Raw genomic sequence first — 25,492 nt, forward strand, 5'->3', positions numbered from 1 at the left:
TGTGGTTGGAGTGGGGATCAGCGCCAGGCGTGGTGCTGGCAACAGCAGTCGGTGTTGTGCGGGGCGTCGAGTTCGATGCCTTCGGTGCGCGCGATGCGCAGCGCGATCGACATCCCGAGCGAAGAAATGGCGCTGCGATCGGCGGCGAGCGCCGTGCCCGCGTCGGCGTGCGACCGCGTGGTGCGCAGCGACAGCACGGTGGCGCTCCAGCGTTCGGCGTGGAGGCGGCGTTCGAGGCGATGGCCGCGCGCGGCATGCCACGCGCGGTCGGCGCGCGTGCGCAGTCCCGCGATCAGCGCATCCCAGGCGAGGAAGTCGCTGTCGGGGAGGAGATAGAGGCGCCAGCAGGGGCGTTCGCGGGCGTCGACGAAGTGGATCGCCTCGCAGGGGCCTTCACGCTCGACGTCGCAGGCCACCTCGGACCGCGCGGCCTGCGCCCATCCGGCCAGCGCGCCGCCGGGCTGGACCCGCGACAGGCACAGCACCGGCCCCAGCGACGCGAGCTGCGCCGGGGTGGGCAGGGCCTGCGGCGCGGTGGGAAGCGCCTGCGATGTCCGTGCATGCCAAAGCATCCACTTGCCTGAGTTTGGGTTTCAGGCAAATGATAGTGATTCGTATTTGCGCGTCAAGCGGTTGAAGCGGAAGGAAACAGCCGAGTCATTCCTTCGAAAGGACGACGTTGCCCAGATCCACCGCGAAGACCCCTTCGCCCAGGTGCACCTGCCGGGTCATGGGCTGATATCCGGCACAAGCGATCACGACCTCGTAGTCGCGGACCTTCCCATCGATCGGGAAGGACTCCTGGAAGTGCCCGCCTTTCAGCCGGCGCGTGTAATCGCCTTCGTCCGGCGTGCCCTTGAATTGCGGCAGCGACAGGCGGCATTCGCTCTGCCCGGGCGGCGGCACCAGCAGCGCGCCGCGCAGGGTGACGTAGCCACTGTTCGAACACGCGGCGACGAGTACCGCCGACAACACGACCATCGATCCCCGGAATCGCATGACCCAAGCCTCCATTGCGTGGCCCGCCAGCAATACGCCGCGAAGGGCAGGGCGTGCAAGAGGGAGGGGCGATTGGATGCGCGCGAATCGACGCCCGGCTGGTTTTCGGCTCACGAGCCCATCACGCTCCACGAATGTGCGCCCGACGAACCTGCCCGACCGCCACCACCGGAGGCGATCCCGCCGCCAAGGGAGACACCTCGATGGTCCGTGCCATTGTTTCGCTCTTCCTTGCGCTCGCGTGCGTTTGCGCAATCCCGCAGGCACGGGCGGTCGACCCGCCGCAAGACCCGCCAACGCTGCAGGACATCGAAGCGCGCGTGCGCCGCCTCGAAACCCTGCTCGGCGAGACGACCCAACAAACACCCGCCGACCTGGCCTCGCTGGACCAGCGCCTGCGCGTGCTGGAGCAAAAACTCGCGGCGCAACCGGCCATCGTGGCCGCAACGCCACCGCCGCCCGCGAAGGAGGTCGAGCCCGTGGAATCGCCGAGCTTCACCTTCGACGACAAGGGGCTTGCGTGGAAGTCGTCGATCGGCGGCGGCTCCGAACTGCGCCTGCGCGGCTTGTTCCAGTACGACGGCCGCCAATGGTTCGACGACGGCGACGTGCAGGACGACACCTTCCTCCTGCGCCGCGCCGAACCGACGATCGAAGGCAACTTCGGCGAATTGCTCGCGTATCGCTTCACCGGCCAATTCGCGGGCGATTCGGCGAGCACGGTGGATGCGTATCTCGACGTGCGCCTGGATCCGCGCGCCACCGTGCGCCTGGGCAAGACGAAGGTCCCGCTCGGCCTGGAACGCCTGCAATCGAGCGCGACCACCAGCCAGGTCGAGAACGGCCTGCCATCGGAACTCGCGCCCGGCCGCGACATCGGCGTGCAGTTGCAGGGCAAGTTCGACGGGCCCGGCTTGTCGTATGCACTGGGCGTCTACAACGGTACGGTCGATGGTCGCGATGGCGCGTCGACCAATCCCGACGGCGATTTCGAAGTCGCCGCACGCGTGTTCTTCGAGCCGTGGAAGGGCGGGGACACCGCGTTGTCCGGCCTCGGCTTCGGCCTCGCGGCCACGCACGGCGACAAGACCGGCAGCGGCAACGATTTCCTCCCGCGCTATCGCACGCCGGGGCAGGTGACGTTCTTCAGCTATCGCAACGATGTCGCCGCCGCCGGCACACACGATCGCTGGTCGCCGCAGATGTACTGGTACGTCGGCCGGTTCGGCGTGCTGGGCGAATACATCGCCTCGCGCCAGGAGGTCGCGCGCAACGGCGTTGGCGATGCGATCGACAACCGCGCGTGGCAGATCAGCACCAGCTTCGCGGTCACCGGCGAACCCGTGGGCTACCAGGGCATCACGAAGCCCGACAACCCCTTCGCGCTGGGCGAAAGCGGGTGGGGCGCCCTCGAACTCACCGCGCGCTACGGCGAACTCGACATCGACGACCGCGCCTTCCCCGTCTTCGCCAATCCGGCAAGCGCCGCGGATGGCGCACGCAGCTGGGGCGTCGGCTTCAACTGGTATCTCAACGCGCACTTCAAGCTGGTCGCCGATTACCTGCATACGACCTTCGACGCCGCGCCCGACGGCATCCGCCGCGACGCCGAACACATCCTGCTAACCCGCGCGCAGTTCTCCTTCTGAGGCCCCCCGCATCATGAAGACCTTCCTCGCGACCTTCGCCCTCATCCTGCTCGCCGGTGTCGCATCGGCGAAATCCACGCTGCTCAACGTTTCCTACGACCCCACGCGCGAGCTCTACGAAGAGGTGAACACCGCCTTCGCCGCGGAGTGGAAGAAGAAGACGGGCGAAGACCTCAACCTGCGCACCTCGCACGGCGGATCGGGCAAGCAGGCGCGCGCGGTGATCGACGGTCTTGGCGCCGATGTCGTCACGCTCGCACTCGCCGCCGACATCGACGCCATCGCGGAGAAAGCGAAGCTGCTGCCTGCGAACTGGCAAACGCGCCTTCCGCACAACAGCGCGCCCTACACCTCGACGATCGTGTTCCTCGTGCGCAAGGGCAATCCGAAGGCGATCAAGAGCTGGAACGATCTCGCGCGCCCGGGCGTTGCGGTGATCACGCCGAATCCGAAGACCTCCGGCGGCGCGCGCTGGAATTACCTCGCGGCTTGGGCGTGGGCATCGCGCGAGTATCGCGATGGTCCGAAGGTGCTCGACTACATGGGCAAGTTGTTCCGCAACGTGCCCGTCCTCGACACCGGCGCGCGCGGCGCGACGACCACCTTCGTCGAACGCGGCATCGGCGACGTGCTGATCGCGTGGGAAAACGAAGCCTTGCTCGTGCAGAACGATGCGCAGACGCGCGGCAAGTTCGACATCGTCGTGCCGTCGGTCAGCATCAAGGCCGAACCGCCGGTCGCGTGGCTCGACACCAACATCGACAAACACGGCACGCGCCAACAGGCGGAAGCCTACCTGCGCTTCCTCTACACGCCGCAGGGACAGCAGATCGTCGCAAGGCATTTCTATCGCCCGGCGCAAACCGCAGGCGTATCGCCGACCGCACTCGCGCGCTTCCCGAAGGTGCCGATGGTGACGATCGACAGCGCATTCGGTGGCTGGAAGAAGGCGCAGCAGGCGCACTTCGCCGACGGCGGTTTCTTCGACCGCATCTATCGACCGGGACGCTGATCGATGTCGACCGTCGCCACGCGCCTGGTGCAGCGGATGCGCCATCCGTTGCCGGGCTTCGGCCTGAGCCTCGGGCTGGGCATGGCGTGGCTCGGATTGATCGTGCTGCTGCCGCTGGCCGCGCTCGTGGTGCGCTCGGCGGGCTTGGGCAGCGAAGGCTGGATGCGCGTGCTCGAAGATCCGCGCGTGCGCGCATCGCTCGTGTTGAGTTTCAGTGCGTCGGCCGTCGCCGCGGTGATCGCGTCGCTCGCCGGCGCGCTCGTCGCGTGGGTGATCGTGCGCTATCGATTCCCGGGTCGACGGTTGATGGACGCACTCGTCGACTTGCCATTCGCATTGCCGACGGCCGTCGCCGGCATCGCGCTGACGGCGATCTATTCGGCGAACGGGTGGGTCGGGCGTTTCGTCGAACCGCACGGTTGGAAGATCGCCTACGCACCGGCGGGCATCGTGATCGCGCTGGTGTTCATCGGATTGCCGTTCGCGGTGCGCACCTTGCAACCCGTGCTCGAAACCCTCGGCCGCGACCAGGAAGAAGCGGCCGCGTCGCTCGGTGCGAGCCGCTTCACCACGTTCCGCCGCGTCGTGCTGCCCGAACTTGCGCCCGCGCTGCTCACCGGTTTCTCGCTCGCCTTCGCGCGCGCGCTCGGCGAATACGGCTCGGTGATCTTCATCGCGGGCAACCTGCCGTTCAAGACGGAGATCGCGCCGCTGCTGATCACGATCCGCCTGGAAGAATACGACTACGACGGCGCGGTCGCGATCGCAGCGCTGTTGTTGGCGGCGTCCTTCGTCTGCCTGATCGCGATCAACACGCTGATCCCCGCCCTGTTCGCGAGGAAGCGTGATGTTTGAACGGGGCGCGCCGATCGATCCGCTGCAACCGCCGCGCTGGCTGCGATGGGGACTCACCGTGCTCGCCGTGCTGATCATGGCCTTGCTGCTGGTGATGCCGCTTGCGATGGTGCTGGGCGCGGCGTTCCAGGAAGGCGTAAAGGTATGGTTCGCCGCGCTGACAGAGCCGGATGCACGTTCGGCGCTCGAACTCACGCTCATCACCGCGGCGGTCGTCATCCCGCTCAACGCGTTCTTCGGCCTGGCGACCGCGTGGGCCGTCACGCGCTTCGAATTCCGCGGCAAGCGTGTCCTGCTGGCGTTGCTCGACCTGCCGTTCGCCGTGTCGCCGGTGGTGGCGGGCCTGTGCCTGGTGCTGCTGTTCGGGCGCGAAGGTTGGTTCGCCCCGGTCATCGATCGCTTCGGCCTGCAGATCCTGTTCGCGCGACCGGCCATCATCCTCGCGACGATGTTCATCACCTTTCCCTTCGTCGCGCGCGAACTGATTCCGCTGATGGAGCAACAAGGCTCCGAAGAAGAACTCGCGGCGCGCTCGCTCGGCGCGGGCCCGTGGCAGATGTTTCGACGCATCACCTTGCCGAACATCAAGTGGGCGCTGTTGTACGGCGTGTTGTTGTGCGGCGCGCGTGCGATGGGCGAGTTCGGCGCGGTGTCGGTGGTTTCCGGCCATATCCGCGGCCTGACCAACACGCTGCCGCTGCACATCGAAATCCTCTACAACGAGTTCAACGCGACCGCGGCCTTCGCGGTCGCCTCGCTGCTTGCAGGGCTCGCACTGGTGACGCTGGTCGTGCGTTTCTGGCTGGAAGCGCGCCACGGCGACGCGCTCGCGCGCGCACATCGGAGACACTGAGCCCGCATGGACCTGCACCTGCAAGGCATCGCCAAGCATTACCCCGGGGTCGCGGCGCTGGATGCCGTCGACCTCGACATCGCGTCGGGCGAACTGGTCGCGCTGCTCGGCCCGTCGGGCTCGGGCAAGACGACGTTGCTGCGCGTGATCGCAGGCCTGTTGCATCCCGATGCGGGGCGGCTGCACTTCGGCGAAACGGATGCGACATCGATGCGCTTGCGACAGCGCAACGTCGGCTTCGTGTTCCAGCAATACGCGCTGTTCCGTCACATGACCGTGGCGGAGAACATCGCCTTCGGCCTGCGCAGTCGGCCGCGTTCGCAACGTCCCTCACGTGCGGAGATCGCCAAGCGCGTCGATGAGTTGCTGGCGCTGATCCAGTTGCCGGAATTGGGCGCGCGCTACCCGGATCAGCTTTCGGGCGGACAGAAGCAACGCGTCGCGCTTGCGCGTGCGCTCGCGATCAAGCCCAGCGTGCTGCTGCTCGATGAGCCTTTCGGCGCGCTCGATGCGAAGGTCCGCGTGGAGCTGCGTCGCTGGTTGCGGCGCCTGCACGAACGCACCGGGCAGACGACGCTGTTCGTCACGCACGACCAGGAAGAGGCGCTCGAACTCGCCGATCGCGTCGTCGTCATGCGCGAAGGCCGCATCGAACAAGTCGCGTCCGTCGACGAAATCCACCGCGCGCCCGCATCGCCCTTCGTCTTCGAATTCATCGGTCGCGCGAATCGCCTCGAAGGTGAGGTGCGCGATGGACGCTTCCAAATGGCGGGCCATCCGCTCGCATTGCCGATGGAAGGCGACTACGCCGGCCCCGCGATCCTGATGACGCGGCCGCACGACCTGGCGATCGTCAAGGAAGGCGACGGCTTCGCGGCGAAGGTCGTCGACCTGTTCCGCCGCGCCGACCGCATCACCGCCGAACTCGAATGCGCCGGCCAACCGCGCACGATCGAACTCGATCTGCCCGATACGCAGGATGCCCAGGTGCCGCGCGTGGGGGATGTCGTGCGCGTCCTTCCGGTGCGCGCGTCGGTCTATCCGAACGACGGAGCCGCTTAGGGCGTCTTGGAGAGGTTGGTGACTTCGATGACGTCGAGCGCCAGCCACTCGAGCGCTTCGGCGCGCGTATCGAACTTGCGCGAGGGGATGTGCCGGATCTCGCACGCCAGTTCCGCCGGAAAGGCGAAGACGCTCGAAACGCCGACGAGTGCGACGCGTGCGGTCGGAATCGCCAGGTGCGTGATCGTGCGCGCGATGAAGTCGGCGCGGTTCGCCTTGTCTTCCTCGACGGGCGTGGCGTGCGTGAAGTCGACCAGGAGGCGATCGGCCTCCGCCGCACGCATGGCGCCGGCCGCGCGTTCGACGGCCTCGGCGCGCTCGAAGTAGCCGACGACGCCGGTATAACGCACCTCGATGGTGCGCGCGTCCAGAGATTGAAGCGAATAGGGCATGGAATCCTTTCCGTGCTGGCTCAGGGAGTGCGGCTGGAACGCTTGGTGCGAACGTCGGAGGACGCCGCGGCCAACGCTTCGTGCCGATCGAGATCCACCGTCTGCAACAACTCGCGATAGGCGTGTTCGGACATGCCGACCGGCGAATACACCGCGTACATCGGGGTGTCGTGCGCGCCCGTTGCTTCCGGGTCGCCGGAACACCAACGACGCCCGTACAGCAGCGCCGAACCATTCGGCAGGTCGCGCCAGAATTGTTCCGGCGGCGCATCGAGTTCCTGCTGCATGCCATGCAGCGGGCCGCCGACGAAGGTCACGAGGATGCGGGAATTCAAATGGGGCATGACGCACGCACGAATGACGACAGTGATGGGCGATTCTGCCGTAACCGTTTCCGGAAGAACATCGGTCGGCCGCAACGCATTCAGCGACGTCGCGGCAATGCGGACGGCGCGTGAAGAACCGATCCTCGGGGCCGCGTGGGGAGCATGAACATCCCTGTAATCCAAACGAGAAAGCCGGGCGCGCACGCCCGGCTTCATCGATGCCAGGGTTACTGGCGGGTGGCTTGCCGCGCCGCGGCGCCGACCGCTTTCGCCTTCTCGTTCATCACGGCCTTCTGCGCGTCGTCCGAGGACTTCCAGGTTTCATAGTCCTCGTCCATCTGCGCGCGTTCCTCGGCGCTGAACATCTCGCGCGCCATCTTGAACATCGTCTTCTCTTCTTCCTTGGCGTGGTGGTCGACGAATTCGCCGAACACCTTGACGCGCCCCGCGAACTCCGGCGTACCCGGTTGCGCCTGGTGCACTTCGGGAATGACGGAATTCTCGACGGCGTGATGCTCGGCGTAGGCCTCGGCAAGCGTCTGCAGTCCTTCGCGATCGGCGCGTTCCTTGAACGCCGGATAGAACACCTGTTCTTCCCACTTCGCGTGCGGGATGAGGTTGTCCTCGATCTGTTCGAGCAATTCCGCGCGGCTCTTCACTGCGCGGTCGGTGGTGTCCTTGACTTGCTCGAACAACGCACGGAGCTTGTCGTGTTCGTCCTTCAACGTCTTCAGGATGTCGCGTGCCATCAGGTGTCCTCCGGTTGACTGCACCCGGCGATGCTGGACTCGTCGCGGTGCAAGTGACGTCAATGAAATGGACGCACGAAGCTGACTGATTCAGCCAACGAGCCTCATGTCGATGTCACTTGCATCGGCGTAGTTGTGGTGAGTCCACGCATCGAGGTGTTTTCCATGGCCCGTCGCAAGTCGCAGTCGCCCACGCCCGCTTCCCCTCGTATTGCCGAGCAAATGGCCGATGTCGACGCGACGTCGGCGGCGATGCCGTTCAACGCGAACAAGCCGCTCGAATACGGCTACGACAATGCGCATGCGCCGCAGGAAGGCGAGGGCGTGGAGCCCCCAAGCGAGGCTGTCGGCGCAAGCACACTGAGCGAAGTGAATGCGTCGGACAAGCTCGGTACACGCGCCACGAGCGGTGAGCCGGTGGCGGTCGGCCCGCTCGATCCTGTGCGCACCGATGCCAGCGCGCAGCGAATGACGACCAACCAGGGCGTCCCCGTTTCCGACAACCAGCATTCGCTCAAGGCCGGGCTCCGCGGCCCTGCGCTGTTGAAGGATTTCGTCCTCCGCGAAAAGATCACGCACTTCGACCACGAGCGCATCCCCGAACGCATCGTCCATGCGCGCGGCAGCGGTGCGCACGGTTTCTTCGAATGCTACGCACCGCTGACCGATCTCACGCGCGCCGCACCGTTCCAGGCGAAAGGGAAGGTCACGCCCGTGTTCGTGCGCTTCTCCACGGTGCAGGGCGAGCGCGGGTCGAAGGACACCGCGCGCGACGTGCGCGGCTTCGCGGTGAAGTTCTACACCGACGAAGGCAACTGGGACCTGGTGGGCAACAACATCCCCGTGTTCTTCATCCAGGACGCGATGAAGTTCCCGGACCTGGTGCATGCAGTGAAGCCCGAGCCGCACAACGCGATGCCGCAGGCCGCTTCGGCGCACGACACGTTCTGGGATTTCGTGTCGCTCATGCCCGAAAGCACGCACATGCTGATGTGGGTGATGTCGGATCGCGGCATCCCGCGCTCGTATCGCATGATGCAGGGCTTCGGCGTGCACACCTTCCGCCTGGTCAATGCGCAGGGCGAAGCGCGGCTGTGCAAGTTCCACTGGACGCCGAAGCTGGGCACGCACGCGCTCGCCTGGGAGGAAGCGGTCAAGATTTCGGGCGCGGACCCGGATTACCATCGCCGCGATCTGTGGGAAGCCATCGAAGCCGGTGCGTATCCGGAGTACGAACTCGGCGTGCAGGTCTTCACCGAAGACGATGCGGCGCGCTACTCGTTCGACATCCTCGACGCGACCAAGCTCGTGCCGGAGGAGCTGGTGCCCGTGCAGCCGATCGGCCGCATGGTGCTCAATCGCAATCCCGACAACTTCTTCGCCGAGACCGAGCAGGTGGCGTTCTGCACCGCGCACGTGGTGCCGGGCATCGACTTCACGAACGATCCGCTGCTCGCCGGCCGCATCCATTCCTACGTGGATACGCAGATCTCGCGCCTGGGTGGACCCAACTTCCACGAGATTCCGATCAATGCACCCATCGCGCCGGTGCACAACAACCAGCGCGACGGCATGCATCGACAGGCGATCCATCGCGGTCGTGTCTCGTACGAACCGAACAGCCTTGGCGGCGGTTGTCCGTTCCAGGCAGGTGCCGCGGGCTTCGTTTCCTTCCCCGAACCTGTGAAGCAGGATGAATTGCGCGGTCATCCCGAAAAGTTCGCCGAGCACTACAACCAGGCGAAGTTGTTCTTCGACAGCCAGACGCCGGAAGAACAGGCGCACATCGTCGGCGCGTTCCGCTTCGAATTGAGCAAGGTCACGGTGCCGGCCGTTCGTGCGCGCATGCTCGCCGGATTGGTGAATGTTTCGCGCGACCTGGCCGCGAAAGTCGCGGACGGCATCGGCATGGAACTGCCGGATGCACTGCCGCGCGCCATCGCGCGCGTCCCCAAGGCCGAAGTGAAATCTTCGCCGGCGCTTTCGATGACGGCGAGGCCGGGTGAACCCGGCGTGCGCTCGCGCAAGTTCGCGATCCTCGTCGCCGATGGCGTCAACGGGAAGACGGTGGAAGCCGTGCAGCGCGCATTGCTCGATGCCGGCGCGGTCCCGCGCCTGATGGGCGTGCGCATCGGCCCGTGCACCACGCAGGCGGGCGATACGCTCGATGCCGACGTGTCGCTGGAAAACGAGCCCGGCGTGCTGTTCGACGGCATGATCGTGCCCGACGGCGACGATCGCATGGGCGAGTTGCGCAAGGACGCGCGCACGCTCGATTACCTCAAGGAGCAGTATCGACACTGCAAGGCACTGCTGGTCTTCGGCGACGGCGGTACATTGTTGGAGTCGGCGGGGATTCCGGCCACGCTGCCCAATGGCGACGAGGATCCCGGCCTGGTCGTCGGCAACGATGCGCGCGGCGCGATCCGTTCCTACATCGAAGTCGCGGGCCGCAGGCACTGGGAACGGGAAACCGATCCGCCCAGGGTTTGATCCGGGAATGTCTCGATTTGGTCGACGCCGCCACAACCGGCTGTTTGACACGGCCCATCTCCTGCAATCGTATTCAATGCTGAAACGCACGAGTCACGTTCAACTGAACAGGCGAGGACCGTTTTCAGGGGAGTAACTTCCGGCGCTTGTCTCCGGCAGACGCAGGGCGTCGCAAGGCCATGCACCTCTCGCTGTATGTCTCCGCCTGCGGCACGCGCCTGACCGCTTCGCTCACGGGCCCTGTGAGCTACGCCGACCGCCGACGCGCACTGGATGTCGTTTGCCAGCGCGGCAAGGCGGAGGGCATCGATCGCTATCTGATCGACTTCACCCTCGCGTGGCACAGCCTGGGCACGCCGGAAGAGAAGGCGTCGTTCTTCCATGCGCTGCGCGATCGACGCGAGTTCGAAGGCGCGCGCATCGCCTACCTCAATTGTCCCGAAGGCAACATCGTCGAATTGCGCGAGGCGGCGGCGCAGGTGGGATTCACGGCGGGCATCTTCGGCGATCGCAGTGCGGCGATCGATTGGCTGCAACGCGACGCGCAAATCGTCCCTGCGCGTCCGCTCGCGTTCGGCCGCGGGGCGCACCTGCGCTGAGGCACGAGAAGCCTTCGGGCGAGCCGGCCGAATGCATCCTGTCCTCGCACCGGCTTTCGCGTGGACGTGGCACGCAATGCTCAACGATTGGCGCCGAATGCCAAGCGCCCTTGGCACCCCGTCCCTAGCCTAGCCTTCGTTGAAAAAAAGGATGAGGCCGATGCAAGAGATGTTTGCCAGGAACGACGTCGCCGGCGTGGATATTGCGTACGTCGCGGAAGGTCATCCCCGTCATCCAGCGATCGTGCTGGTCATGGGGATGGCGGCGCAACTGATTCATTGGCCACGGCCGTTCGTCGACGCGCTGCTGGCCCACGATTTTTACGTCGTTCGCATGGACAACCGGGATGCAGGTCGTTCGACGCATCTGCACAGCCTTCCAGCGCCCGACTTCGCCGCAATCGCCGGCGGCAATCCGGCATCGGCGCCTTACTCGCTTGTCGACATGGCAAGCGATGTCATTGCGGTGCTCGACGCTCTCGGCGTCGCGCGGGCGCACGTGGCAGGCGCTTCGCTCGGTGGCGCCATTGCCCAGACCGCAGCGATCGCTTATCCGGAGCGCGTTGCTTCACTCACCTCGATCATGTCCACGACGGGCGACACGGCTGTCGGTCAGGCGCATCCGAGCACCTTGGCCGCGGTGTTCAGCGGAAAGCCGATCAGCACCAAGGAGGCGTATGTGGATCGCATGGTGCGCGCGTACGAGATCAGCGGCGCGGGCACCTTTGCCAAGGACGCGTCCGAAATTCGGCGCGTTGCGAACCTTGCCTATGATCGCGGACACGACGACGCCGCAATGGCGAGGCAAGCCGCGGCGGCAATGGCCGCCGGTGACCGAACGACGCAACTTCGCCAGTTAGGAATTCCCACGCAGGTCGTTCATGGGCTTGCCGACACGGTCTGCGATCCGAGCGGCGGCATCGCGACGGCGACGGCGATCCCCGGCTCATGCTTGACGCTCGTCGAGGGCATGGGTCACAGCCTGCCGGACATTCTCTGCTCCCACTTCGCGGACCTGGTGGCGCGCGTGGCGCATCGCGCAATGCGACCTTCCGAATGGAAACCGCAGGATGCGCCGCGCTTGGTCGAACGCCTCTGTGTCGATCGCTGAAAGCAGCCTGGCCGCCTGCGCCCTAGGCCAAGCCGCCCGCTGCATGGGCAAGGCGCCATTCCCGCGGAGACGAGCCGGTCCAACGTCGAAATGCGCGGCTGAACGAGGTTTGCTCCGCGTAACCCAGGCGCGTCGCGACTTCGATCAACTGCAGGGAGTGATCGTGCAGAAGCCTTGCAGACTCCTCGCGGCGGAAGTCCTCGACGATGGCGTGGTATGTCCGATCCGTTTCCGCAAGCCTGCGTTGCAGCGTGCGTTCCGAGACGCCCAACAAACGCGCGAGTCGGGCAGGAGAAGCGCTGCCATCGGCCAACGCGCCACGAAGTCGCATGCGAACGGCCTGTTCAAGTGACGCCTCCTCGTCCTGCCGGACCAACGAAAGCGCGTGCGCCATTTGTCGGAGCGTTGCATGAAGAAACGCATCCGCTTTCTCGCATGGGGCATTCCAGGCATCGGCGCCGATGCGCAATTCCGCGCGCGGGTAATCCATGACAAGGGCGGAGCCATAGATCCGCTGGCGAACGGCCTCGTCGGAGGAGGCCGTGGCCGGGAGACCCACGAAGCGGCACTTGAAGCGTTCTCCACCCAGTTGGCGAAGGCGCGTGACCACGCATGCCAGCGTGAATTCCGCCGCCTCGGGTTCCAGCGCTTCTCGACCGACGACGCGAACGAGTCGCTCGCCGCGTTCCAGGTTCTCCACAAGGAGCGAGACGTCGCTGGCCACCATCGAAAAATGCAGGCGGGCCGACTCGACACTCCCACCCACGGTTTCGGCGCTGCCAACCAGATAGTCGAGCGCACCGAACGCGCCGAATGGGATGGCATCGGCCAGCGCGCTTGGAAGGCCGGCCCGGCGGTAGAGCTGCTGGGCGCGGGTCCACATCCGCGTGTACGCATCGGGCGGAACGACGGCATCGGGATCGGTCGGGAGTGGCCCGACGGCCGCCCGAACCTGATCGGCATCCACACCCAGCGATGAAAGTGCGTCCAGTTGAAGACGCAGCGTGAGGGCGGGGAGGAACGCGCGGACAGCTGGCATCGGGTGCACGAAGAATGGCGTTGGATGGCAAGTCCGCGAGGACGTGCATGCCTACGCTGCCCCCGTGCCCGACGCACGTCAACCCATCCCTCGCGAGAGCTTCCATGTCCCTCCATCCCATCTTCCTGGCTGTCGTCCTGATGGCCGCCGTCGCCGGATGCCGCACCGTCGATCCCATCGAACCGGCCCCAATCGGCCTGACAACGGCGACGCCGGCGCATCGCATCGATATCGCGCAAGCGCAATGGAGCGTGCCCGAGAGCGCGAAGATCACGGCGGGAGAACGCGCTTATCTGCAGACGCTGCTGCAAACCGAGTTGCAGGGTGCGTTGGCGAACGCGCCGCGCGACATCACCGTGGAGTCCAACATCACGCGCATCGATCCCGTTTCCGCGGGCTTGAACATCGCCTCTGCGCTGGTGCTGTTCCTGCCGTTCGACAAGGGCGGCGCAAGCGTTGAATTCGTCTGCCGAGACGCACGCACCGGCGCCACGCTCTCCAAGTTCACATCCAACATCAATCCCTCCATGGCCCACATGCGCGCCCGCTTTCGCCGCCTGGGTCCCGCCGAGATCGCCCTCCGCCAAGCGGCAGCCGAATTCGCGGCGCAGGTCGAGAAGTCGGTGCAATGAAGGGCGCTGAATTGTCAGTGCTTGCTGCGGCACTGCCTGCTTCTCGCCCATAGCGGACGGAGCCCGATCACGTTGTTGCGACCGTGGGTTTGGGAGGCTGCGTGCGCTCGCAGTGCGCATGTCCCTCGCAGGGAGCACCTCCATGACAGGACCCTCGCCCATCACCGGCGAAGTGTCGAACCACAAGGTCGCCGCTTCATTCCCCTCGCAGCGCTCCGCGCAGCAAGCCGCCGCGGGCGTTGCTTCCACGTTGTCGCTGGGCGCGGCGCAGGTGCAACTCATCAGGCCGGGCGATCCGCATCCGGGCCGAAAGCTCGAACCGGAAAGCGCCGGCATCTGGCGCACGATCGTCGTCGCCCACGTGCGATTGGGGATCGTCGGCGCCATCGTCGGTGCCATCGCATTCTTCACGATGAATGCGATGGGCATTCGATTCATCGTCAACTCCCCGGTCGCGGCGTTCCTGGTGCTCGTCTTCTTCGGTTTGATCGGAGGCCTGCTTCTCGGCGGCTTGGTGTCGCTGCGTCCGGACCACGACCGCATGGTCGAAGCCACGCGCGAGGCGATGGAAGAAGGCCAGACGACGGTCGTCGTGCATGCGTTCTCGGCCGAACAACGCGCGCAAGCCGCAGAGCTTCTGCGCGCATCCGGTGGAGACGTGACGTCGACGCTGTGACAGTGCGTCCGAAAGACGCGCATGTCTGCGAAAGGTTGCGGAACGAAAAAGGCCCGCACTTGGCGGGCCTTTCGAATGCGGCTTGAAAATTGGTCGGGGAGACAGGATTCGAACCTGCGACCTCTACGTCCCGAACGTAGCGCTCTACCAGACTGAGCTACACCCCGACAGCCGAGCCGCGAATTCTAGCGGGACGCCCGAGCCCGAGGCAAGCCTCGGATGCTGTGGATGCGGGTGGGGCAGGGGTATCGCGCCCAGCCGCTAGACTATGCGGCTTGCGGCCGGCCACGGCGGATTGCCCGGCGCCGGCGCCCTTGAACCCCTGGAGCCTGCATTGAGCACGCCGATCAAGCCCCGCACGCCATCGGGCGTCATGGAACTGCTCCCGCGCGACCAGATCGCCTTCCAGCGCATGCTGGACACGATCCGCCGCACCTTCGAGCAGTTCGGCTTCCTGCCGGTGGAAACCCCGGTGATGGAACTGTCCGACGTCCTGCTGACCAAATCCGGCGGCGACACCGAGCGCCAGGTCTATTTCGTGCAATCCACCGGCGCGCTCGACAACGCGGCCAAGGACGGGCGGCCGGAGCTGGCGCTGCGTTTCGACCTCACGGTCCCGCTGGCCCGTTACGTCGCCGAACATGAACACGACCTCGCGTTCCCCTTCCGCCGGTACCAGATGCAGCGCGTCTACCGCGGCGAGCGTGCCCAGAGCGGGCGCTATCGCGAGTTCTACCAGTGCGACATCGATGTGATCGGCAAGGATTCGCTGTCGCCGCGTTTCGACGCGGAGATCCCGGCGGTCATCGCATCGGTGTTCGAACACCTGGCGATCGGCGACTTCACCATCCACTTCAACCATCGCAAGTTGCTGCGCGGCTATTTCGAAGGTTTGGGCATCGGCGATGGCGAGCAACAGACGGCGGTGCTTCGCGAACTCGACAAGCTCGACAAGCGCGGGCCCGATGCGGTGCGCGCGACGCTGCTGGGTGAGGGTTACGGACTGTCGCAGGACGTGGTCGATGCGCTGATGTCGTTCTCGCAGGTGCGTTCGAACGGACACGTGGATGCGCTGGTGAAGCTCGATGATTTCCCCCAGGGCACCGCGTTGTTCGAAGAAGGCCGCGCGGAGCTGCGCGCGATCCTCGCGCAATTGCAGGCACTCGGCGTGCCGGAACATCGTTACGCGTTGAACCTGTCGATCGCGCGCGGCCTGGATTACTACACCGGCATCGTCTACGAAACCTTCCTCGATGCGCATCCGCAGATCGGTTCGATCTGCTCGGGCGGCCGTTACGACAATCTCGCGAGCCACTACACCAAGTCGAAGTTGCCGGGCGTCGGCATTTCGATCGGGCTGACGCGCCTGTTCTATCAGCTGCAGAAGGCCGGGCTGGTGTCGACGGCCGCGAGTTCCGTCGACGTGCTCGTCTCGCTGATGGACGATGCGCTGTTGCCCGACGCACTCGCGCTTTCGCAGCGCCTGCGTGCGGCGGGCATGAATGTCGAAACGCAACTGGAGCCGCGCAAGCTGGCCAAGCAATTGCAATACGCCGATCGCGCCGGCATCCGCTTCGTCGCCATTCGCGGCGAGGATGAAATCTCGCGCGGCGTTGTGGCCGTCAAGGACATGCGCAGCGGCGATCAGTTCGAACTCACCGAAGCCGACCTGCCGGCGAAGTTGCATCAGGAGACCGTGCGATGAGACCCGTTCGCCTCGATGGGCGCTCGCTGACGCAGCGCATGTTGGTGGAAGTCGCGCACGGCGCGATCGTGGAGCTCGATGCCGGTTCGTTGAAAGCCGTCGCGCGTGCGGCGGAATTCCTCGCCGAACAGGTCGCGCGCGAAGAACCGATCTATGGCGTCTCCACTGGCTTCGGCAGCAACGCCGACAAGTTGCTCGGCGCGCGTCCGTTGCGCGATGCGAAGTCGGGGCGTTCGCTGCATGTCGAACTGCAGGACAACCTGATCGTCACGCACGCGGTGTGCGTCGGCGATCCGTTCTCGCCGGAAGTCGTGCGCGCGATGATGTGCATCCGCATCAACACGCTGCTGCGCGGGCATTCGGGCATTCGCGTCGAAACGCTGCAGGCGATGGCCGCGATGCTCAATGCGGGCGTCGTGCCGGTCGTGCCGCAGCTTGGTTCTGTCGGCGCTTCGGGCGATCTTGCGCCGCTGTCGCACCTGGCCATCGTGTTGATCGGTGGCGGCGAAGCATTCGTCGACGGCGAACGCGTGTCGGGTGGCGAAGCCTTGCGACGCAAGGGCCTGCACCCGGTGTCGCTGTCGTACAAGGAAGGGCTCGCGCTCAACAACGGTACGGCGCAGATGCTCGCGTGCGGTTCGCTCGCGTTGCAGCGCCTGGAAGAATTGCTGGACACGGCCGACATCGCCGCGGCGATGACGATCGACGCCTTCGCCGGACGCCTGGGTGCGTTCGCCGAAGAAGTGCATGCGCTGCGCCCGCATCCGGGCCAGGTGCATGCGGCTGAACATCTGCGTCAATTGCTCGACGGTTCGACGCTCGCCGACATCCCGTATCACCTCGTGCCGAAGTTCCGCGCATGGACGCCGAACGCGTGGGACGACGATGCCTCGCGCGACCTGTCCTTCGACATCGGTTGGGATTGGGTGCCGTTCTCGGCGCGCCACGGCCGCGAGAAGTTCTACAAGCGCTTCCGCCCGTTCCGCGGCGGCAAGAAGCACCAGCCGCAGGACAGTTATTCGCTGCGCTGCGTTCCACAGGTGCACGGTGCCGTGCGCGATGCGATGGAGCAGGCCCGGCGCGTGTTCGACGTCGAGCTCAACTCGGTCACCGACAACCCGCTCGTGTTCCCCGATGCGCAGGCGCAGCACGTGGAAGAGCAGGTGATTTCCGCCGGTCACTTCCACGGCATGCCGCTCGCGCTGGCGATGAGCTACGTCAAGGCCGCGATCCCGGTGCTCGCGTCGATCAGCGAGCGCCGCCTCAACAAGCTCGTCGATCCGGCGACCAACGACGGCCTGCCGGCCTTCCTGATCGGTAACGAAGACGGCACCGAATCGGGCCTGATGATCGTGCAGTACACCGCCGCGGCGATCGTCAACGATCTCGCCAGCCGCGCGATGCCGGCCTCCGTGTATTCGATCCCGACCAGCGCGAACGCCGAAGACCACGTCTCGATGGGCGCGAACGAAGCGCGCCACGTGCTCGCGATGGTCGCCGATCTCGGCAAGGTGCTGGGCCTGGAACTGATGACCGCCGCGCAGGCGCTCGACTTGCGTCGCGACATGATCAACGCCGCGCGTTCGCTCGCCGATCGCGCGGATGCCGAAGCGTTCGCGACCAAGGTGCACGGCGGGCCGTTGAAGGACGACGCGGATCGCGCGCGCTTCCTCGCCGAAGTCGATGGCCTGCGCGCAGAGCTCGCCGACGCCGCCGACTTCCGTCCGGGTCGCGCGGTGGAAGCAGCGCATGCCGCGATTCGCATGCGCATCGCGGCGATGGATCGCGACCGCGCGCTCGACGGCGACGTGGCGATGGCGGTGCGGTTGGTGACGGAGAACGTCGTGCTCGATGCCGCACGTGCGGCGTTGAACGACTAAGCCGCGCCTTCGAACGCGATCAGCATCCGGCCGAGGCGGTCGCGTTCTTCTTCGTCGATCGGCGAGTCGGCGTCGTCGAGGATGCCTTTGACGAGGTAGTAGTCCGTCTCGTTGCGGAGTGCGCCGCGTTTGAGAATGGCCTTGTAACGAGCGGCGTAGCGGCGACGGAGTTCGGTGAGCGTCAGGACGCCGGCGTTCCGAAGGTGCGCGTCGATTTCGCGGATGCCTTCGAGTGGTATGTCGCACACGCCCTCGAGGATGTCATTGACCCCTTGTCGCGCGCCGGCGAGCGCTTGCGTCAGTCCGAATCGCGCGCGTATTCGGGGGCCCACGTGCGCGGGATGTGACTCGCTGGCCGGGTCGACTTTCCAGACCTCCGTCGACCACAGGTTGATGAACGCGGAGAGCTCCGCGTACTCGCGTTCCTTGTCCTCGGCAGGGCGACGTGGCATGGAAACATCATGGCATGATCGCGCCATGCGCCCGATCCCCTTTGCCCTGCTGCTGTGCCTCGCGTGCGTGCCGATGACCGCTCGCCCTGGCGACGAGGGGCAACGCTTCCTGGTCTTCGGCGACCCGCAGCCCAAGTCGGCCACGGACGTGGATTACTTCTTGCGCGACATCGTCGAGCCGGCGCGACCCGTCGCCAAGGGCAGTGTCGCGACGATCGTCCTCGGCGATATCTCCAACGACGACCCGGCGTTGTATCCGGGGGTGAAGTCGGCGACGAAGCGGCTCGGCATCCCCGTTTTCTTCGCGCCCGGCAACCACGACATGGATGCCGGTGCCGAATCGGATGTCGCGTCGCTGGTCAGCTTTCGCAAGGCCTTCGGCGCGGATACGTATTTGCGCAAGTTCGATTCAGCGAACGTCATCGTGCTCGACGATGTGATCGCGCGACCGGGTCAGTCGCCGGGTTACGTCGGCGGCTTGCGCGAGGATCAGTTCAAGCAGATCGAAGGGTGGCTGCGCGATCTGCCGCGCGACAAGCTCCTCATCCTGGCCGCGCACATTCCGTTCTTCGACAACTCGGAAGTGGAAGGTTGGGAGAACTTCCGCTCCGCCGATCGCAAGCGCCTGTTCGCATTGCTGCAGCCCTTCCCGCACGTGTTGTTGCTGAGTGCGCATACGCACAACCAGCAGCATTACTTCCATGGCGCGAAGGACGGGTGGCAGGGCGCACAACCGCTGCACGAGTACAACGTGGGCGCCGCGTGCGGGGCGTTCTGGTCGGGTGTGGCCGATGCGCAGGGCATTCCCGATGCGACGATGAGCGACGGCACGCCGAATGGATTTGCGACGCTCGATGTGAAGCGCGACGGCAGCTACGCGCTCGCCTGGCATCCGGCGCGCGATCCGGCCGACACGCAAATCGCGCTGCACGCGCCGAAAGTGTTGCGTCGTGGCGCGTGGCCCGCGTGGGGCGTGTACGCGAACGTGTACATGGGCCATGCCGGCACGCGCGTGGAGTATCGCGTCGACGACGGCGACTGGATGCCGATGCGGCGCGTGGCGCAGCCCGATCCGCGGCTCGTGGAAGAGAACGTGCGCGACGACGCGGCGGAGACCTTGCGCGGGTTCGATCGTTCGCCCGAGGCGGAACCGTCGACGCACATTTGGCGGGGTGCGTTGCCGACGAAGCTCGATGCCGGCGCGCACACGGTCGAAGTGCGGGCGTTCGATACGTGGCGCGGGGAGACGCGCGCGAAGACGACGTATCGATTGTCGGAGCCTTGAACTCCCTCCCCTGCGGGCAGGGGAGGGCTGGGGTAGGGTTGTGTCAGTTCGCTGCGATCTTCAACCCCCCGATTCGCGCGAAGCGCGAATCACCCCCCCTTACACGGGGGGTAGGGCGATGTCGGCGAACGATTCGACGCGCTCGTGCCCATGCGTCGCTTCACCCGTGCGCGCCCGCGGATAATCCTCGCGCCGATCCAGCAACACCGTGCGCATCCCGGCATCACGCGCCGCGTCGAGTTCTTCGACGATATCCGACAGGAAGACGATGTCCCCGGCATTCCCGCCGTACTCTGCGGCGATGCGTCGATAGCTGTCCGCATCGCGCTTGTGCCCGACTGCAGTGTCGAACCAACCGCTGAACATCTCCGTCAGATCGCCCGCATCCGTGTGGCCGAACAACAACTTTTGCGCGGGCACCGAGCCGGACGAATACACCGCCAACGGAAGCCCCGCATCGCGCCATGCACGCAACGCGGGCGCGACATCCGGATACAGCGGCGCGGTGAAATCCGCATTGCGATAGCCGGCTTCCCACACCATGCCTTGCAGCGCCTTGAGCGCGGTGTGCTTGCGGTCTTCGTCGATCCAGCCCTGCAGCGTCTCGACGATCATGTCGTCGGTGCAGACGCCGCCGTTTTCCATCGCGACCTGGTCGAGCCAGTGCCGCACGTCCGGTTCATTGCCATGCTCGCGCACGAAACCCGGCAACGCACGACGCGCATACGGGAACAACACGTCGCGCACGAAAGAGATGCTGCTGGTGGTGCCTTCGATGTCGGTCAGGATGCGCGTTGCCATCACTCGCGCGCCTGCCCGACTTCGTAACGCGGGAAGCGTGTTGCGATATCGGCGCCGGTGAAATGGCCGACCCAACCATCGGGCTCGGTGAAGAAGCGGATCGCGACGAAGCGCGGCTCCGGCCCCATGTCGAACCAATGCGTCATGCCATCGGGCACGGCGACGAGATCGCCGGCCTCGCACAACAACTCGTAGACACGGCCGTCGGCGTGCAGCGTGAACAGGCCCGAGCCATCGACGAAGAAGCGCACTTCGTCTTCCTTGTGGAAGTGTTCGTCTAGGAACTTCTTCCGCATCTCGTCGCGATTGGGGTTGTCGGGCGTGATGCTCACGACGTCGACCGTGCGGAAGCCGTGCGCTTCCACGAGGCGATCGATGTCGCGCTTGTACGCGGCCATGACCACTTCGGGCGAATCGCCGGCCTTCACCGGTTGCACCGCTTCCCAGCGTTCGAACGCGACCTTGATCGGCTTGAGTTCGCGCGAGATGTCTTCCAGCGTGCGTGCGACGACGACGGGCTGGTCGGGATGCTCTTCCTCGAAGATGCGCAGGCGGCTCATCGTTGCAATTTCCTCAGTTCCAGTTCGCAGCCGATCAGGAATTCGAACGCCTCCAGGTGGCGGCGCGCTTCGGCCATGTCGGTGCCCCACGCGTAGAGCCCGTGTCCGTCGATGAGGTAGCCCCACATCGGGCGGCGGTCGAGCAGGGCGTCGACCTGCGCGGCGAGCGTGTGCATGTCCTGCGAGTTCGGCAGCACGGGCACGACGATCTCCGCTTCGTGCGTGTCGTTGCCGCTGAAGGCCTTCAGCAACTCGTAGCCATCCAGCCGCATGTGGCCGGCGCCGGCGAACAGGCGCGAGGCGATCGTCTGGTTCTGCGAATGCGTGTGCAGGATGCAGCCGACTTCGGGGAAGCGCTTGTACAGCTGCGTGTGCAGCAGCGTTTCGGCGGACGACTTGCGGTCGGTGGCGACGGGCTGGCCTTCGAGGTCGACGACCATGATGTCGTCTTCGGTCAGCCGGCCCTTGTCGCGGCCGGAGACGGTGATCGCGGCGTGCTGCGCATCGATGCGGCGCGAGAAGTTGCTGCTGGTCGCCGGTGTCCACCCGCGCGCGGCGAGCTCGGTGACGTTGGCGACGATCTCGCCGGCCGCGCGACGCAGCGCTTCGCGGTCGAAGGGGAGGGGAGCGTTCATGGGCGGGGAGTTTACCCGCTGCGTGTTCAGGCGCCGCAAACGTCCCTGCTGGCGGTGCTCGATCCGCAAAAGGAAACGGCGCGGTTGCCCGCGCCGTTTCGTGTGTCGCTTGTCGCAGGCCTTACGGGCCCGGCTCCGGGCCTTCGTGGAAGACCGGCGCGGCCGGGAGCACCGGTGCGGCGTCGTCCACCGGCTCGTTGCCCGGCTTCATGTGGCTCTTGCGATAGCCGTAGATGAAGTAGAAGAACAGGCCGATGCCCGCCCAGATCGGGAAGACGAGCTTGGCGTCGCGCGGCAGGTACCAGAACAGCACCATGCAGCCGATGACCGACATCGGCGCGATGATCCACACCAGCGGCGTGCGGAACGGACGATGGCGCGTCGGATCGCTGCGACGGAGCATCATGACCGCGAGCGAGACGACCAGGAACGCGAACAGCGTGCCCGAGTTCGAGATGTCCGCGAGCTTGCCGACCGGCAGGAACGCAGCGGCGATCATCACGCCCAGGCCCGTCATCATCGTCACCACGTGCGGGGTGTTGAAGCGCGGGTGCACCTTGCTCAGGATCGGCGGCAGCAGGCCGTCGCGCGACATCGTGAAGAAGATGCGCGTCTGACCGTAGATCATCATCAGGATGACCGAGGGCAGGGCGATGAACGCGGCCAGGCCGAGCAGGTTGCCGACCATCGGGTGGCCGATCATGCGCAGCACGTGCGCCAGCGCTTCGCTCGAGCACACCAGCGGCAGGTTTTCACCGGCAGCCAGTTCCTTGCATCGTGCGGCCAGTTCCATCGAACCCGGCGACAGCGGCGAACCATCGGCCGCGAACACCGGCTGCGCGCCGTACGAACCGATCGCGCCGGCCGCCACCAGCAGGTAGAAGATGGTGCAGACGATCAACGAAGCGATCAGGCCGATCGGGATGTTGCGCTGCGGATTCTTGGTTTCCTCGGCCGCGGTGGAGACCGCGTCGAAGCCGACGTACGCGAAGAAGATCGACGCCGCCGCACCCACGATGCCGGCGTTGCCGAGCGGGGCGAAGGGATGGAAGTTGGCGTCCTTCATCACCGGGATCGCCAGGATGATGAACGCGGTGAGCGCGAGCACCTTCACCGTCACCAGGAAGGCGTTGACCACCGCGCTTTCCTTGGTGCCGCGGATCAGCAACACGGTGACCAGCAGGCCGATGAAGACCGCCGGCAGGTTGATGACGCCGCCCGCATAGGGACCGGTCGCCAGTGCGGCCGGTACCTCGATATGCAGGAACGAATTTTTCAGCAGGCCCACCAGGTACCCTGACCATCCGACCGAGACCGCGCTCGCCGCGACGGCGTATTCGAGGATGAGGGCCCAGCCCACGAGCCAGGCGACGAATTCGCCGAGCACCGCGTAGGAGTAGGTGTATGCCGAACCGGACACGGGCACCATCGCCGCGAGTTCGGCGTAGCACAGCGCCGCGACCGCGCAGACGAAGCCTGCGATCACGAACGACAACATCATGCCGGGGCCGGCCTTCTGCGCGGCTTCGGCGGTCAGCACGAAGATGCCGGTGCCGATGATTGCGCCGATGCCGAGCATCGTCAGCTGGAAGGCGCCGAGCTGGCGCTTGAGCGCCTTCTTCTCGGCCGTCTTCAGGATTAAATCCAGAGGCTTGACACGCCAGAACAGCATTTGGTTCTCCCCGGAGAGCGATTAGATGACCCCACGGGTGCCGCGATGGCTGGCGTGGGCCGCCGGCGAACATACCCCGCGGCGGCGCGGTGGCACAAGTAACGTTCGGGGGCGGTGATAATCGGCCCCTTCCCCGCACGAAACCGCCCCATGTCCATGGACCCGAACGCCGCCGATGCGGCGCGCCGAGCGTTGGCCGACTATCGCCGACGTTGGCTGGCTGAATCCGCGACCGTCGACCGCTTCCTCGATCTGCTGGACGACGCCGAGGATCCCTTTCGCCGCGAACGCCTGGCCGGCCATTTCACCGCTTCGGCCTGGCTGGTCGACCGTGCGGGCGAGCGCGTGCTGCTCACGCACCATCGCAAGCTCGATCGCTGGTTGCAGCTGGGCGGCCACGCCGACGGCGAGTGCGATTTCGCGCGCGTGGCGTTGACGGAAGCGGAAGAGGAGTCGGGGCTGACGGCGTTGACCGTCGAGGCGGAGATCTTCGACCTCGACGCGCACGAGATTCCGGAACACAAGGGCGTCCCGGCACACATCCACTACGACGTGCGCTTCATCGTGCGCGCGGGAGAGAACGAAGCATTCGTCGTCAGCGACGAATCGCACGCGCTGGCGTGGCGCGCGATTGCGACGTTGCCGCACGACGAATCGATGGATTCGTCGGTGCGGCGGATGGCGGAGAAGTGGTTGTCGCGCTGAGCTTGTTACTCGGCGCGACCGCCGAATTCGCCGGTGGTCGTGTTGACCCACACCTTCTCGCCGGTGCCGATGTATTCCGGGACCATGATTTCGATGCCCGTCGTCAGCTTCGCCGGCTTCGGGCGCTTGGTCGCCGTGCCGCCCTTGAGTTCCGGCGGCGTTTCGATCACTTCCATCGCCACGCTCTGCGGCAACTGGATCGCCACCGGCGCGTCGTCGATCAGCTGCACGTAGATGCCGGTGAGGTCATCGACGATGTAACCGGCCGCGTCGCCGATCGCATCGGCGTCGAGCGTGTACGGCGTGTAGTCCTCGTCGTCGAGGAACACGAACGCTTCGCCGTCCTTGTACGAGTACGTCGCCTGGCGGCGGCTCATGTCGACTTCGCGCAGATCGTCGTCGCCATCGAAGCTCGCGTCGAGCTTGTTCGCGCCGGGGATGCTGTACATGACGAAGCGGAAGCGCACGTTGCCGCCGCGACCCTGCGGCGAGCTGCGTTCGATGTCGCGGATCTGGTACACGCCGCCGTTGTATTCGACGACGTTGCCTTTCTTGATGTCGTAAGCCTTCATGGGATCACTTCGGTGCGAGGCGCGTGGCGCCGTCCAGGCGAATGGTTTCGCCGTTGAGGTAGGTGTTGCCGAGGATGTACGCGACGAGGTCCGCGAATTCTTCGGGCTTGCCCAGGCGTGAGGGGAACGGAATGGACGCTGCGAGCGCCTGCTGCACGTTCTCCGGCATGCCATCGACCATCGGCGTCCAGAACACGCCCGGGGCGATGGTCATCACGCGGATGCCGAAGCGGGCGAGTTCGCGCGCCATCGGCAGCGTCATCCCGACCACGCCGCCCTTCGACGCCGAATACGCGGCCTGCCCGATCTGGCCTTCGTAAGCGGCGACGGACGCGGTGTTGATGATCACGCCGCGCTCGCCGTCGGTGCCGGCGTCGTTGTGCTGCATCAGGTTGGCGGCCGCCTTGGCGACGTTGAAGCTGCCGACGAGGTTGACCATCACGGTCGTCGAGAACTGCGACAGCGGCATCGGCGCTTCCTTGCCGAGCACGCGACCTGCGCCGAGGATGCCGGCGCAGTTGATCGCGACGTTCAGGCCACCGAGGAAGTCCTTCGCCGCCGCGACGTTCGCGACCACGCCCGCTTCGTCGCTCACGTCGGTCTTGAAGAATTTCGCATTGGCGGCGCCGAGTTGTTCGACGGCGGCCGCGCCCTTCTCGTCGTTGACGTCGAACAGCGCGACCTTCGCGCCGTTGGTGACCAGGTGCTGCGCAACGGCGAAGCCCAGGCCGGAGACGCCGCCGGTGACGATGGCGCGGGTGGATGACAGTTGCATGGG

At 65.9% G+C, this 25,492-nt stretch carries 27 protein-coding genes and 1 tRNA gene; 14 read left to right on the forward strand and 14 right to left on the reverse strand.

The features are described from left to right. Positions 1-17 precede the first annotated feature (17 nt). The gene (locus GN331_RS08825; RefSeq protein ID WP_156641600.1) at positions 18-572 is read right to left on the reverse strand and encodes a Hemin transport protein; all 555 of its coding nucleotides are present in this window, start codon (positions 570-572) and stop codon (positions 18-20) included. Between the two features lie 85 nt (positions 573-657). Beyond that, entirely contained in the window at positions 658-999 is a 342-nt protein-coding gene (locus GN331_RS08830; protein ID WP_156641601.1) for a hypothetical protein, read from the reverse strand. Between the two features lie 203 nt (positions 1,000-1,202). Between GN331_RS08830 and GN331_RS08835 the strand changes: the two genes are divergently transcribed. From GN331_RS08835 to GN331_RS08855, 5 genes are read left to right on the forward strand one after another with little or no spacing between them, the layout of a single operon-like run. Further along, positions 1,203-2,648: an OprO/OprP family phosphate-selective porin gene (locus GN331_RS08835; protein WP_197427062.1), complete on the forward strand. Its 1,446-nt coding sequence runs from the start codon at positions 1,203-1,205 to the stop codon at positions 2,646-2,648. Positions 2,649-2,661: 13 nt separating this feature from the next. After that, positions 2,662-3,660 carry a sulfate ABC transporter substrate-binding protein gene (locus tag GN331_RS08840; protein WP_156641603.1) on the forward strand — a complete coding sequence of 333 codons (999 nt, stop codon included), beginning with the start codon at positions 2,662-2,664 and terminating at the stop codon, positions 3,658-3,660. 3 nt (positions 3,661-3,663) lie between these two features. Beyond that, a complete protein-coding gene (gene cysT / locus GN331_RS08845; RefSeq protein WP_156641604.1) occupies positions 3,664-4,515 on the forward strand; it encodes a sulfate ABC transporter permease subunit CysT in 852 nt (283 codons plus the stop codon). Beyond that, positions 4,508-5,368, forward strand: coding sequence for a sulfate ABC transporter permease subunit CysW (gene cysW / locus GN331_RS08850; RefSeq protein WP_156641605.1), 861 nt, complete (start codon positions 4,508-4,510; stop codon positions 5,366-5,368). The genes cysT and cysW overlap by 8 nt, the downstream gene beginning before the upstream one ends. Before the next feature lie 6 nt (positions 5,369-5,374). Beyond that, positions 5,375-6,430: a sulfate/molybdate ABC transporter ATP-binding protein gene (locus GN331_RS08855; protein ID WP_156641606.1), complete on the forward strand. Its 1,056-nt coding sequence runs from the start codon at positions 5,375-5,377 to the stop codon at positions 6,428-6,430. Here GN331_RS08855 and GN331_RS08860 read toward each other — a convergent pair. The 3 genes from GN331_RS08860 to GN331_RS08870 are packed head-to-tail and all read right to left on the reverse strand — an operon-like array spanning position 6,427 to position 7,897. After that, positions 6,427-6,822, reverse strand: a complete 396-nt coding sequence (locus tag GN331_RS08860; protein ID WP_156641607.1) for a hypothetical protein — start codon at positions 6,820-6,822, stop codon at positions 6,427-6,429. The two genes, GN331_RS08855 and GN331_RS08860, sit on opposite strands and share 4 nt — an antisense overlap. A 20-nt stretch (positions 6,823-6,842) precedes the next feature. After that, on the reverse strand, positions 6,843-7,364 hold the full coding sequence (locus tag GN331_RS08865) for a hypothetical protein (RefSeq protein ID WP_156641608.1): 522 nt from the start codon (positions 7,362-7,364) through the stop codon (positions 6,843-6,845). An 11-nt stretch (positions 7,365-7,375) separates the two neighbouring features. After that, positions 7,376-7,897 (reverse strand): hemerythrin domain-containing protein, encoded by a 522-nt coding sequence (locus GN331_RS08870; RefSeq protein ID WP_156641609.1) that lies wholly within the window; start codon positions 7,895-7,897, stop codon positions 7,376-7,378. Positions 7,898-8,062: 165 nt separating this feature from the next. Between GN331_RS08870 and GN331_RS08875 the strand changes: the two genes are divergently transcribed. From GN331_RS08875 to GN331_RS08885, 3 genes are all read left to right on the forward strand, one after another. Further along, on the forward strand, positions 8,063-10,390 hold the full coding sequence (locus GN331_RS08875) for a catalase (RefSeq protein WP_156641610.1): 2,328 nt from the start codon (positions 8,063-8,065) through the stop codon (positions 10,388-10,390). 179 nt (positions 10,391-10,569) lie between these two features. Next, a complete protein-coding gene (locus GN331_RS08880; RefSeq protein WP_156641611.1) occupies positions 10,570-10,989 on the forward strand; it encodes a hypothetical protein in 420 nt (139 codons plus the stop codon). Between the two features lie 160 nt (positions 10,990-11,149). Next, positions 11,150-12,100, forward strand: coding sequence for an alpha/beta fold hydrolase (locus GN331_RS08885; RefSeq protein WP_156641612.1), 951 nt, complete (start codon positions 11,150-11,152; stop codon positions 12,098-12,100). Between the two features lie 22 nt (positions 12,101-12,122). On the opposite strand, the gene GN331_RS08890 is transcribed toward GN331_RS08885, so the two are convergent. Then, positions 12,123-13,139 (reverse strand): AraC family transcriptional regulator, encoded by a 1,017-nt coding sequence (locus tag GN331_RS08890; protein ID WP_156641613.1) that lies wholly within the window; start codon positions 13,137-13,139, stop codon positions 12,123-12,125. A gap of 140 nt (positions 13,140-13,279) precedes the next feature. On the opposite strand from GN331_RS08890, the gene GN331_RS08895 reads away from it, so the two are divergent. Beyond that, complete coding sequence (locus tag GN331_RS08895; RefSeq protein WP_197427063.1) at positions 13,280-13,771, forward strand: DUF3313 family protein; 492 nt, start codon at positions 13,280-13,282, stop codon at positions 13,769-13,771. 142 nt (positions 13,772-13,913) lie between these two features. Then, positions 13,914-14,447, forward strand: coding sequence for a riboflavin biosynthesis protein RibA (locus GN331_RS08900; RefSeq protein ID WP_156641615.1), 534 nt, complete (start codon positions 13,914-13,916; stop codon positions 14,445-14,447). A 90-nt stretch (positions 14,448-14,537) separates the two neighbouring features. Here GN331_RS08900 and GN331_RS08905 read toward each other — a convergent pair. Further along, positions 14,538-14,614 (reverse strand) — tRNA-Pro (locus GN331_RS08905). Between the two features lie 167 nt (positions 14,615-14,781). Between GN331_RS08905 and hisS the strand changes: the two genes are divergently transcribed. Together hisS and GN331_RS08915 are read left to right on the forward strand one after the other, a co-directional pair. Beyond that, the gene (gene hisS, locus GN331_RS08910; RefSeq protein ID WP_425489277.1) at positions 14,782-16,152 is read left to right on the forward strand and encodes a histidine--tRNA ligase; all 1,371 of its coding nucleotides are present in this window, start codon (positions 14,782-14,784) and stop codon (positions 16,150-16,152) included. Beyond that, positions 16,149-18,032 (forward strand): HAL/PAL/TAL family ammonia-lyase, encoded by a 1,884-nt coding sequence (locus GN331_RS08915; RefSeq protein ID WP_156641617.1) that lies wholly within the window; start codon positions 16,149-16,151, stop codon positions 18,030-18,032. The genes hisS and GN331_RS08915 overlap by 4 nt, the downstream gene beginning before the upstream one ends. Here the strand turns inward: GN331_RS08915 and GN331_RS16765 are convergent. Beyond that, complete coding sequence (locus GN331_RS16765; RefSeq protein ID WP_231734434.1) at positions 18,029-18,484, reverse strand: hypothetical protein; 456 nt, start codon at positions 18,482-18,484, stop codon at positions 18,029-18,031. The two genes, GN331_RS08915 and GN331_RS16765, sit on opposite strands and share 4 nt — an antisense overlap. 25 nt (positions 18,485-18,509) lie before the next feature. Here GN331_RS16765 and GN331_RS08925 point away from each other — a divergent pair, with 25 nt between their 5' ends. Beyond that, the gene (locus GN331_RS08925) at positions 18,510-19,769 is read left to right on the forward strand and encodes a calcineurin-like phosphoesterase C-terminal domain-containing protein (protein ID WP_231734435.1); all 1,260 of its coding nucleotides are present in this window, start codon (positions 18,510-18,512) and stop codon (positions 19,767-19,769) included. Positions 19,770-19,868: 99 nt separating this feature from the next. Here the strand turns inward: GN331_RS08925 and mtnC are convergent, their stop codons facing one another. The 4 genes from mtnC to GN331_RS08945 all read right to left on the reverse strand — a co-directional run bounded on the left by mtnC (position 19,869) and on the right by GN331_RS08945 (position 23,437). Then, entirely contained in the window at positions 19,869-20,570 is a 702-nt protein-coding gene (gene mtnC / locus GN331_RS08930) for an acireductone synthase (protein WP_156641620.1), read from the reverse strand. After that, positions 20,570-21,130 carry a 1,2-dihydroxy-3-keto-5-methylthiopentene dioxygenase gene (locus tag GN331_RS08935; protein WP_156641621.1) on the reverse strand — a complete coding sequence of 187 codons (561 nt, stop codon included), beginning with the start codon at positions 21,128-21,130 and terminating at the stop codon, positions 20,570-20,572. Before GN331_RS08935 ends, mtnC begins: the two co-directional genes overlap by 1 nt. After that, a complete protein-coding gene (locus tag GN331_RS08940) occupies positions 21,127-21,765 on the reverse strand; it encodes a methylthioribulose 1-phosphate dehydratase (protein WP_156641622.1) in 639 nt (212 codons plus the stop codon). Before GN331_RS08940 ends, GN331_RS08935 begins: the two co-directional genes overlap by 4 nt. 121 nt (positions 21,766-21,886) lie before the next feature. After that, positions 21,887-23,437, reverse strand: a complete 1,551-nt coding sequence (locus GN331_RS08945) for an amino acid permease (protein WP_156641623.1) — start codon at positions 23,435-23,437, stop codon at positions 21,887-21,889. 150 nt (positions 23,438-23,587) lie between these two features. On the opposite strand from GN331_RS08945, the gene GN331_RS08950 reads away from it, so the two are divergent. Next, positions 23,588-24,142, forward strand: coding sequence for an NUDIX hydrolase (locus tag GN331_RS08950; RefSeq protein WP_156641624.1), 555 nt, complete (start codon positions 23,588-23,590; stop codon positions 24,140-24,142). 5 nt (positions 24,143-24,147) lie between these two features. Here GN331_RS08950 and yeiP read toward each other — a convergent pair whose 3' ends face one another. Together yeiP and GN331_RS08960 are read right to left on the reverse strand one after the other, a co-directional pair. After that, a complete protein-coding gene (yeiP, locus tag GN331_RS08955) occupies positions 24,148-24,714 on the reverse strand; it encodes an elongation factor P-like protein YeiP (protein ID WP_156641625.1) in 567 nt (188 codons plus the stop codon). A 4-nt stretch (positions 24,715-24,718) separates the two neighbouring features. Beyond that, on the reverse strand, positions 24,719-25,489 hold the full coding sequence (locus tag GN331_RS08960; protein WP_156641626.1) for an SDR family NAD(P)-dependent oxidoreductase: 771 nt from the start codon (positions 25,487-25,489) through the stop codon (positions 24,719-24,721). Positions 25,490-25,492 lie beyond the last annotated feature (3 nt).

The sequence above is a fragment of the Noviluteimonas gilva genome (genome assembly GCF_009740395.1).
GTDB classification, from domain to species: domain Bacteria; phylum Pseudomonadota; class Gammaproteobacteria; order Xanthomonadales; family Xanthomonadaceae; genus Noviluteimonas; species Noviluteimonas gilva.

Coding starts and splice junctions, on each gene's coding strand:
- mtnC (WP_156641620.1), bottom strand. CDS start 20,570: ATGGCAACGCGCATCCTGACCGACATCGAAGGCACCACCAGCAGCATC.
- GN331_RS08870 (WP_156641609.1), bottom strand. CDS start 7,897: ATGGCACGCGACATCCTGAAGACGTTGAAGGACGAACACGACAAGCTC.
- GN331_RS08825 (WP_156641600.1), bottom strand. CDS start 572: ATGCTTTGGCATGCACGGACATCGCAGGCGCTTCCCACCGCGCCGCAG.
- GN331_RS08935 (WP_156641621.1), bottom strand. CDS start 21,130: ATGAGCCGCCTGCGCATCTTCGAGGAAGAGCATCCCGACCAGCCCGTC.
- GN331_RS08840 (WP_156641603.1), top strand. CDS start 2,662: ATGAAGACCTTCCTCGCGACCTTCGCCCTCATCCTGCTCGCCGGTGTC.
- GN331_RS08915 (WP_156641617.1), top strand. CDS start 16,149: ATGAGACCCGTTCGCCTCGATGGGCGCTCGCTGACGCAGCGCATGTTG.
- GN331_RS08940 (WP_156641622.1), bottom strand. CDS start 21,765: ATGAACGCTCCCCTCCCCTTCGACCGCGAAGCGCTGCGTCGCGCGGCC.
- GN331_RS08900 (WP_156641615.1), top strand. CDS start 13,914: ATGACAGGACCCTCGCCCATCACCGGCGAAGTGTCGAACCACAAGGTC.
- GN331_RS08945 (WP_156641623.1), bottom strand. CDS start 23,437: ATGCTGTTCTGGCGTGTCAAGCCTCTGGATTTAATCCTGAAGACGGCC.
- GN331_RS08830 (WP_156641601.1), bottom strand. CDS start 999: ATGCGATTCCGGGGATCGATGGTCGTGTTGTCGGCGGTACTCGTCGCC.
- GN331_RS08880 (WP_156641611.1), top strand. CDS start 10,570: ATGCACCTCTCGCTGTATGTCTCCGCCTGCGGCACGCGCCTGACCGCT.
- cysT (WP_156641604.1), top strand. CDS start 3,664: ATGTCGACCGTCGCCACGCGCCTGGTGCAGCGGATGCGCCATCCGTTG.
- GN331_RS08895 (WP_197427063.1), top strand. CDS start 13,280: ATGGCCGCCGTCGCCGGATGCCGCACCGTCGATCCCATCGAACCGGCC.
- GN331_RS08875 (WP_156641610.1), top strand. CDS start 8,063: ATGGCCCGTCGCAAGTCGCAGTCGCCCACGCCCGCTTCCCCTCGTATT.
- GN331_RS08890 (WP_156641613.1), bottom strand. CDS start 13,139: ATGCCAGCTGTCCGCGCGTTCCTCCCCGCCCTCACGCTGCGTCTTCAA.
- GN331_RS08960 (WP_156641626.1), bottom strand. CDS start 25,489: ATGCAACTGTCATCCACCCGCGCCATCGTCACCGGCGGCGTCTCCGGC.
- GN331_RS08860 (WP_156641607.1), bottom strand. CDS start 6,822: ATGCCCTATTCGCTTCAATCTCTGGACGCGCGCACCATCGAGGTGCGT.
- GN331_RS08925 (WP_231734435.1), top strand. CDS start 18,510: ATGCGCCCGATCCCCTTTGCCCTGCTGCTGTGCCTCGCGTGCGTGCCG.
- GN331_RS08865 (WP_156641608.1), bottom strand. CDS start 7,364: ATGAAGCCGGGCGTGCGCGCCCGGCTTTCTCGTTTGGATTACAGGGAT.
- GN331_RS08950 (WP_156641624.1), top strand. CDS start 23,588: ATGTCCATGGACCCGAACGCCGCCGATGCGGCGCGCCGAGCGTTGGCC.
- cysW (WP_156641605.1), top strand. CDS start 4,508: ATGTTTGAACGGGGCGCGCCGATCGATCCGCTGCAACCGCCGCGCTGG.
- GN331_RS08885 (WP_156641612.1), top strand. CDS start 11,150: ATGCAAGAGATGTTTGCCAGGAACGACGTCGCCGGCGTGGATATTGCG.
- yeiP (WP_156641625.1), bottom strand. CDS start 24,714: ATGAAGGCTTACGACATCAAGAAAGGCAACGTCGTCGAATACAACGGC.
- GN331_RS08835 (WP_197427062.1), top strand. CDS start 1,203: ATGGTCCGTGCCATTGTTTCGCTCTTCCTTGCGCTCGCGTGCGTTTGC.
- GN331_RS08855 (WP_156641606.1), top strand. CDS start 5,375: ATGGACCTGCACCTGCAAGGCATCGCCAAGCATTACCCCGGGGTCGCG.
- GN331_RS16765 (WP_231734434.1), bottom strand. CDS start 18,484: ATGCCACGTCGCCCTGCCGAGGACAAGGAACGCGAGTACGCGGAGCTC.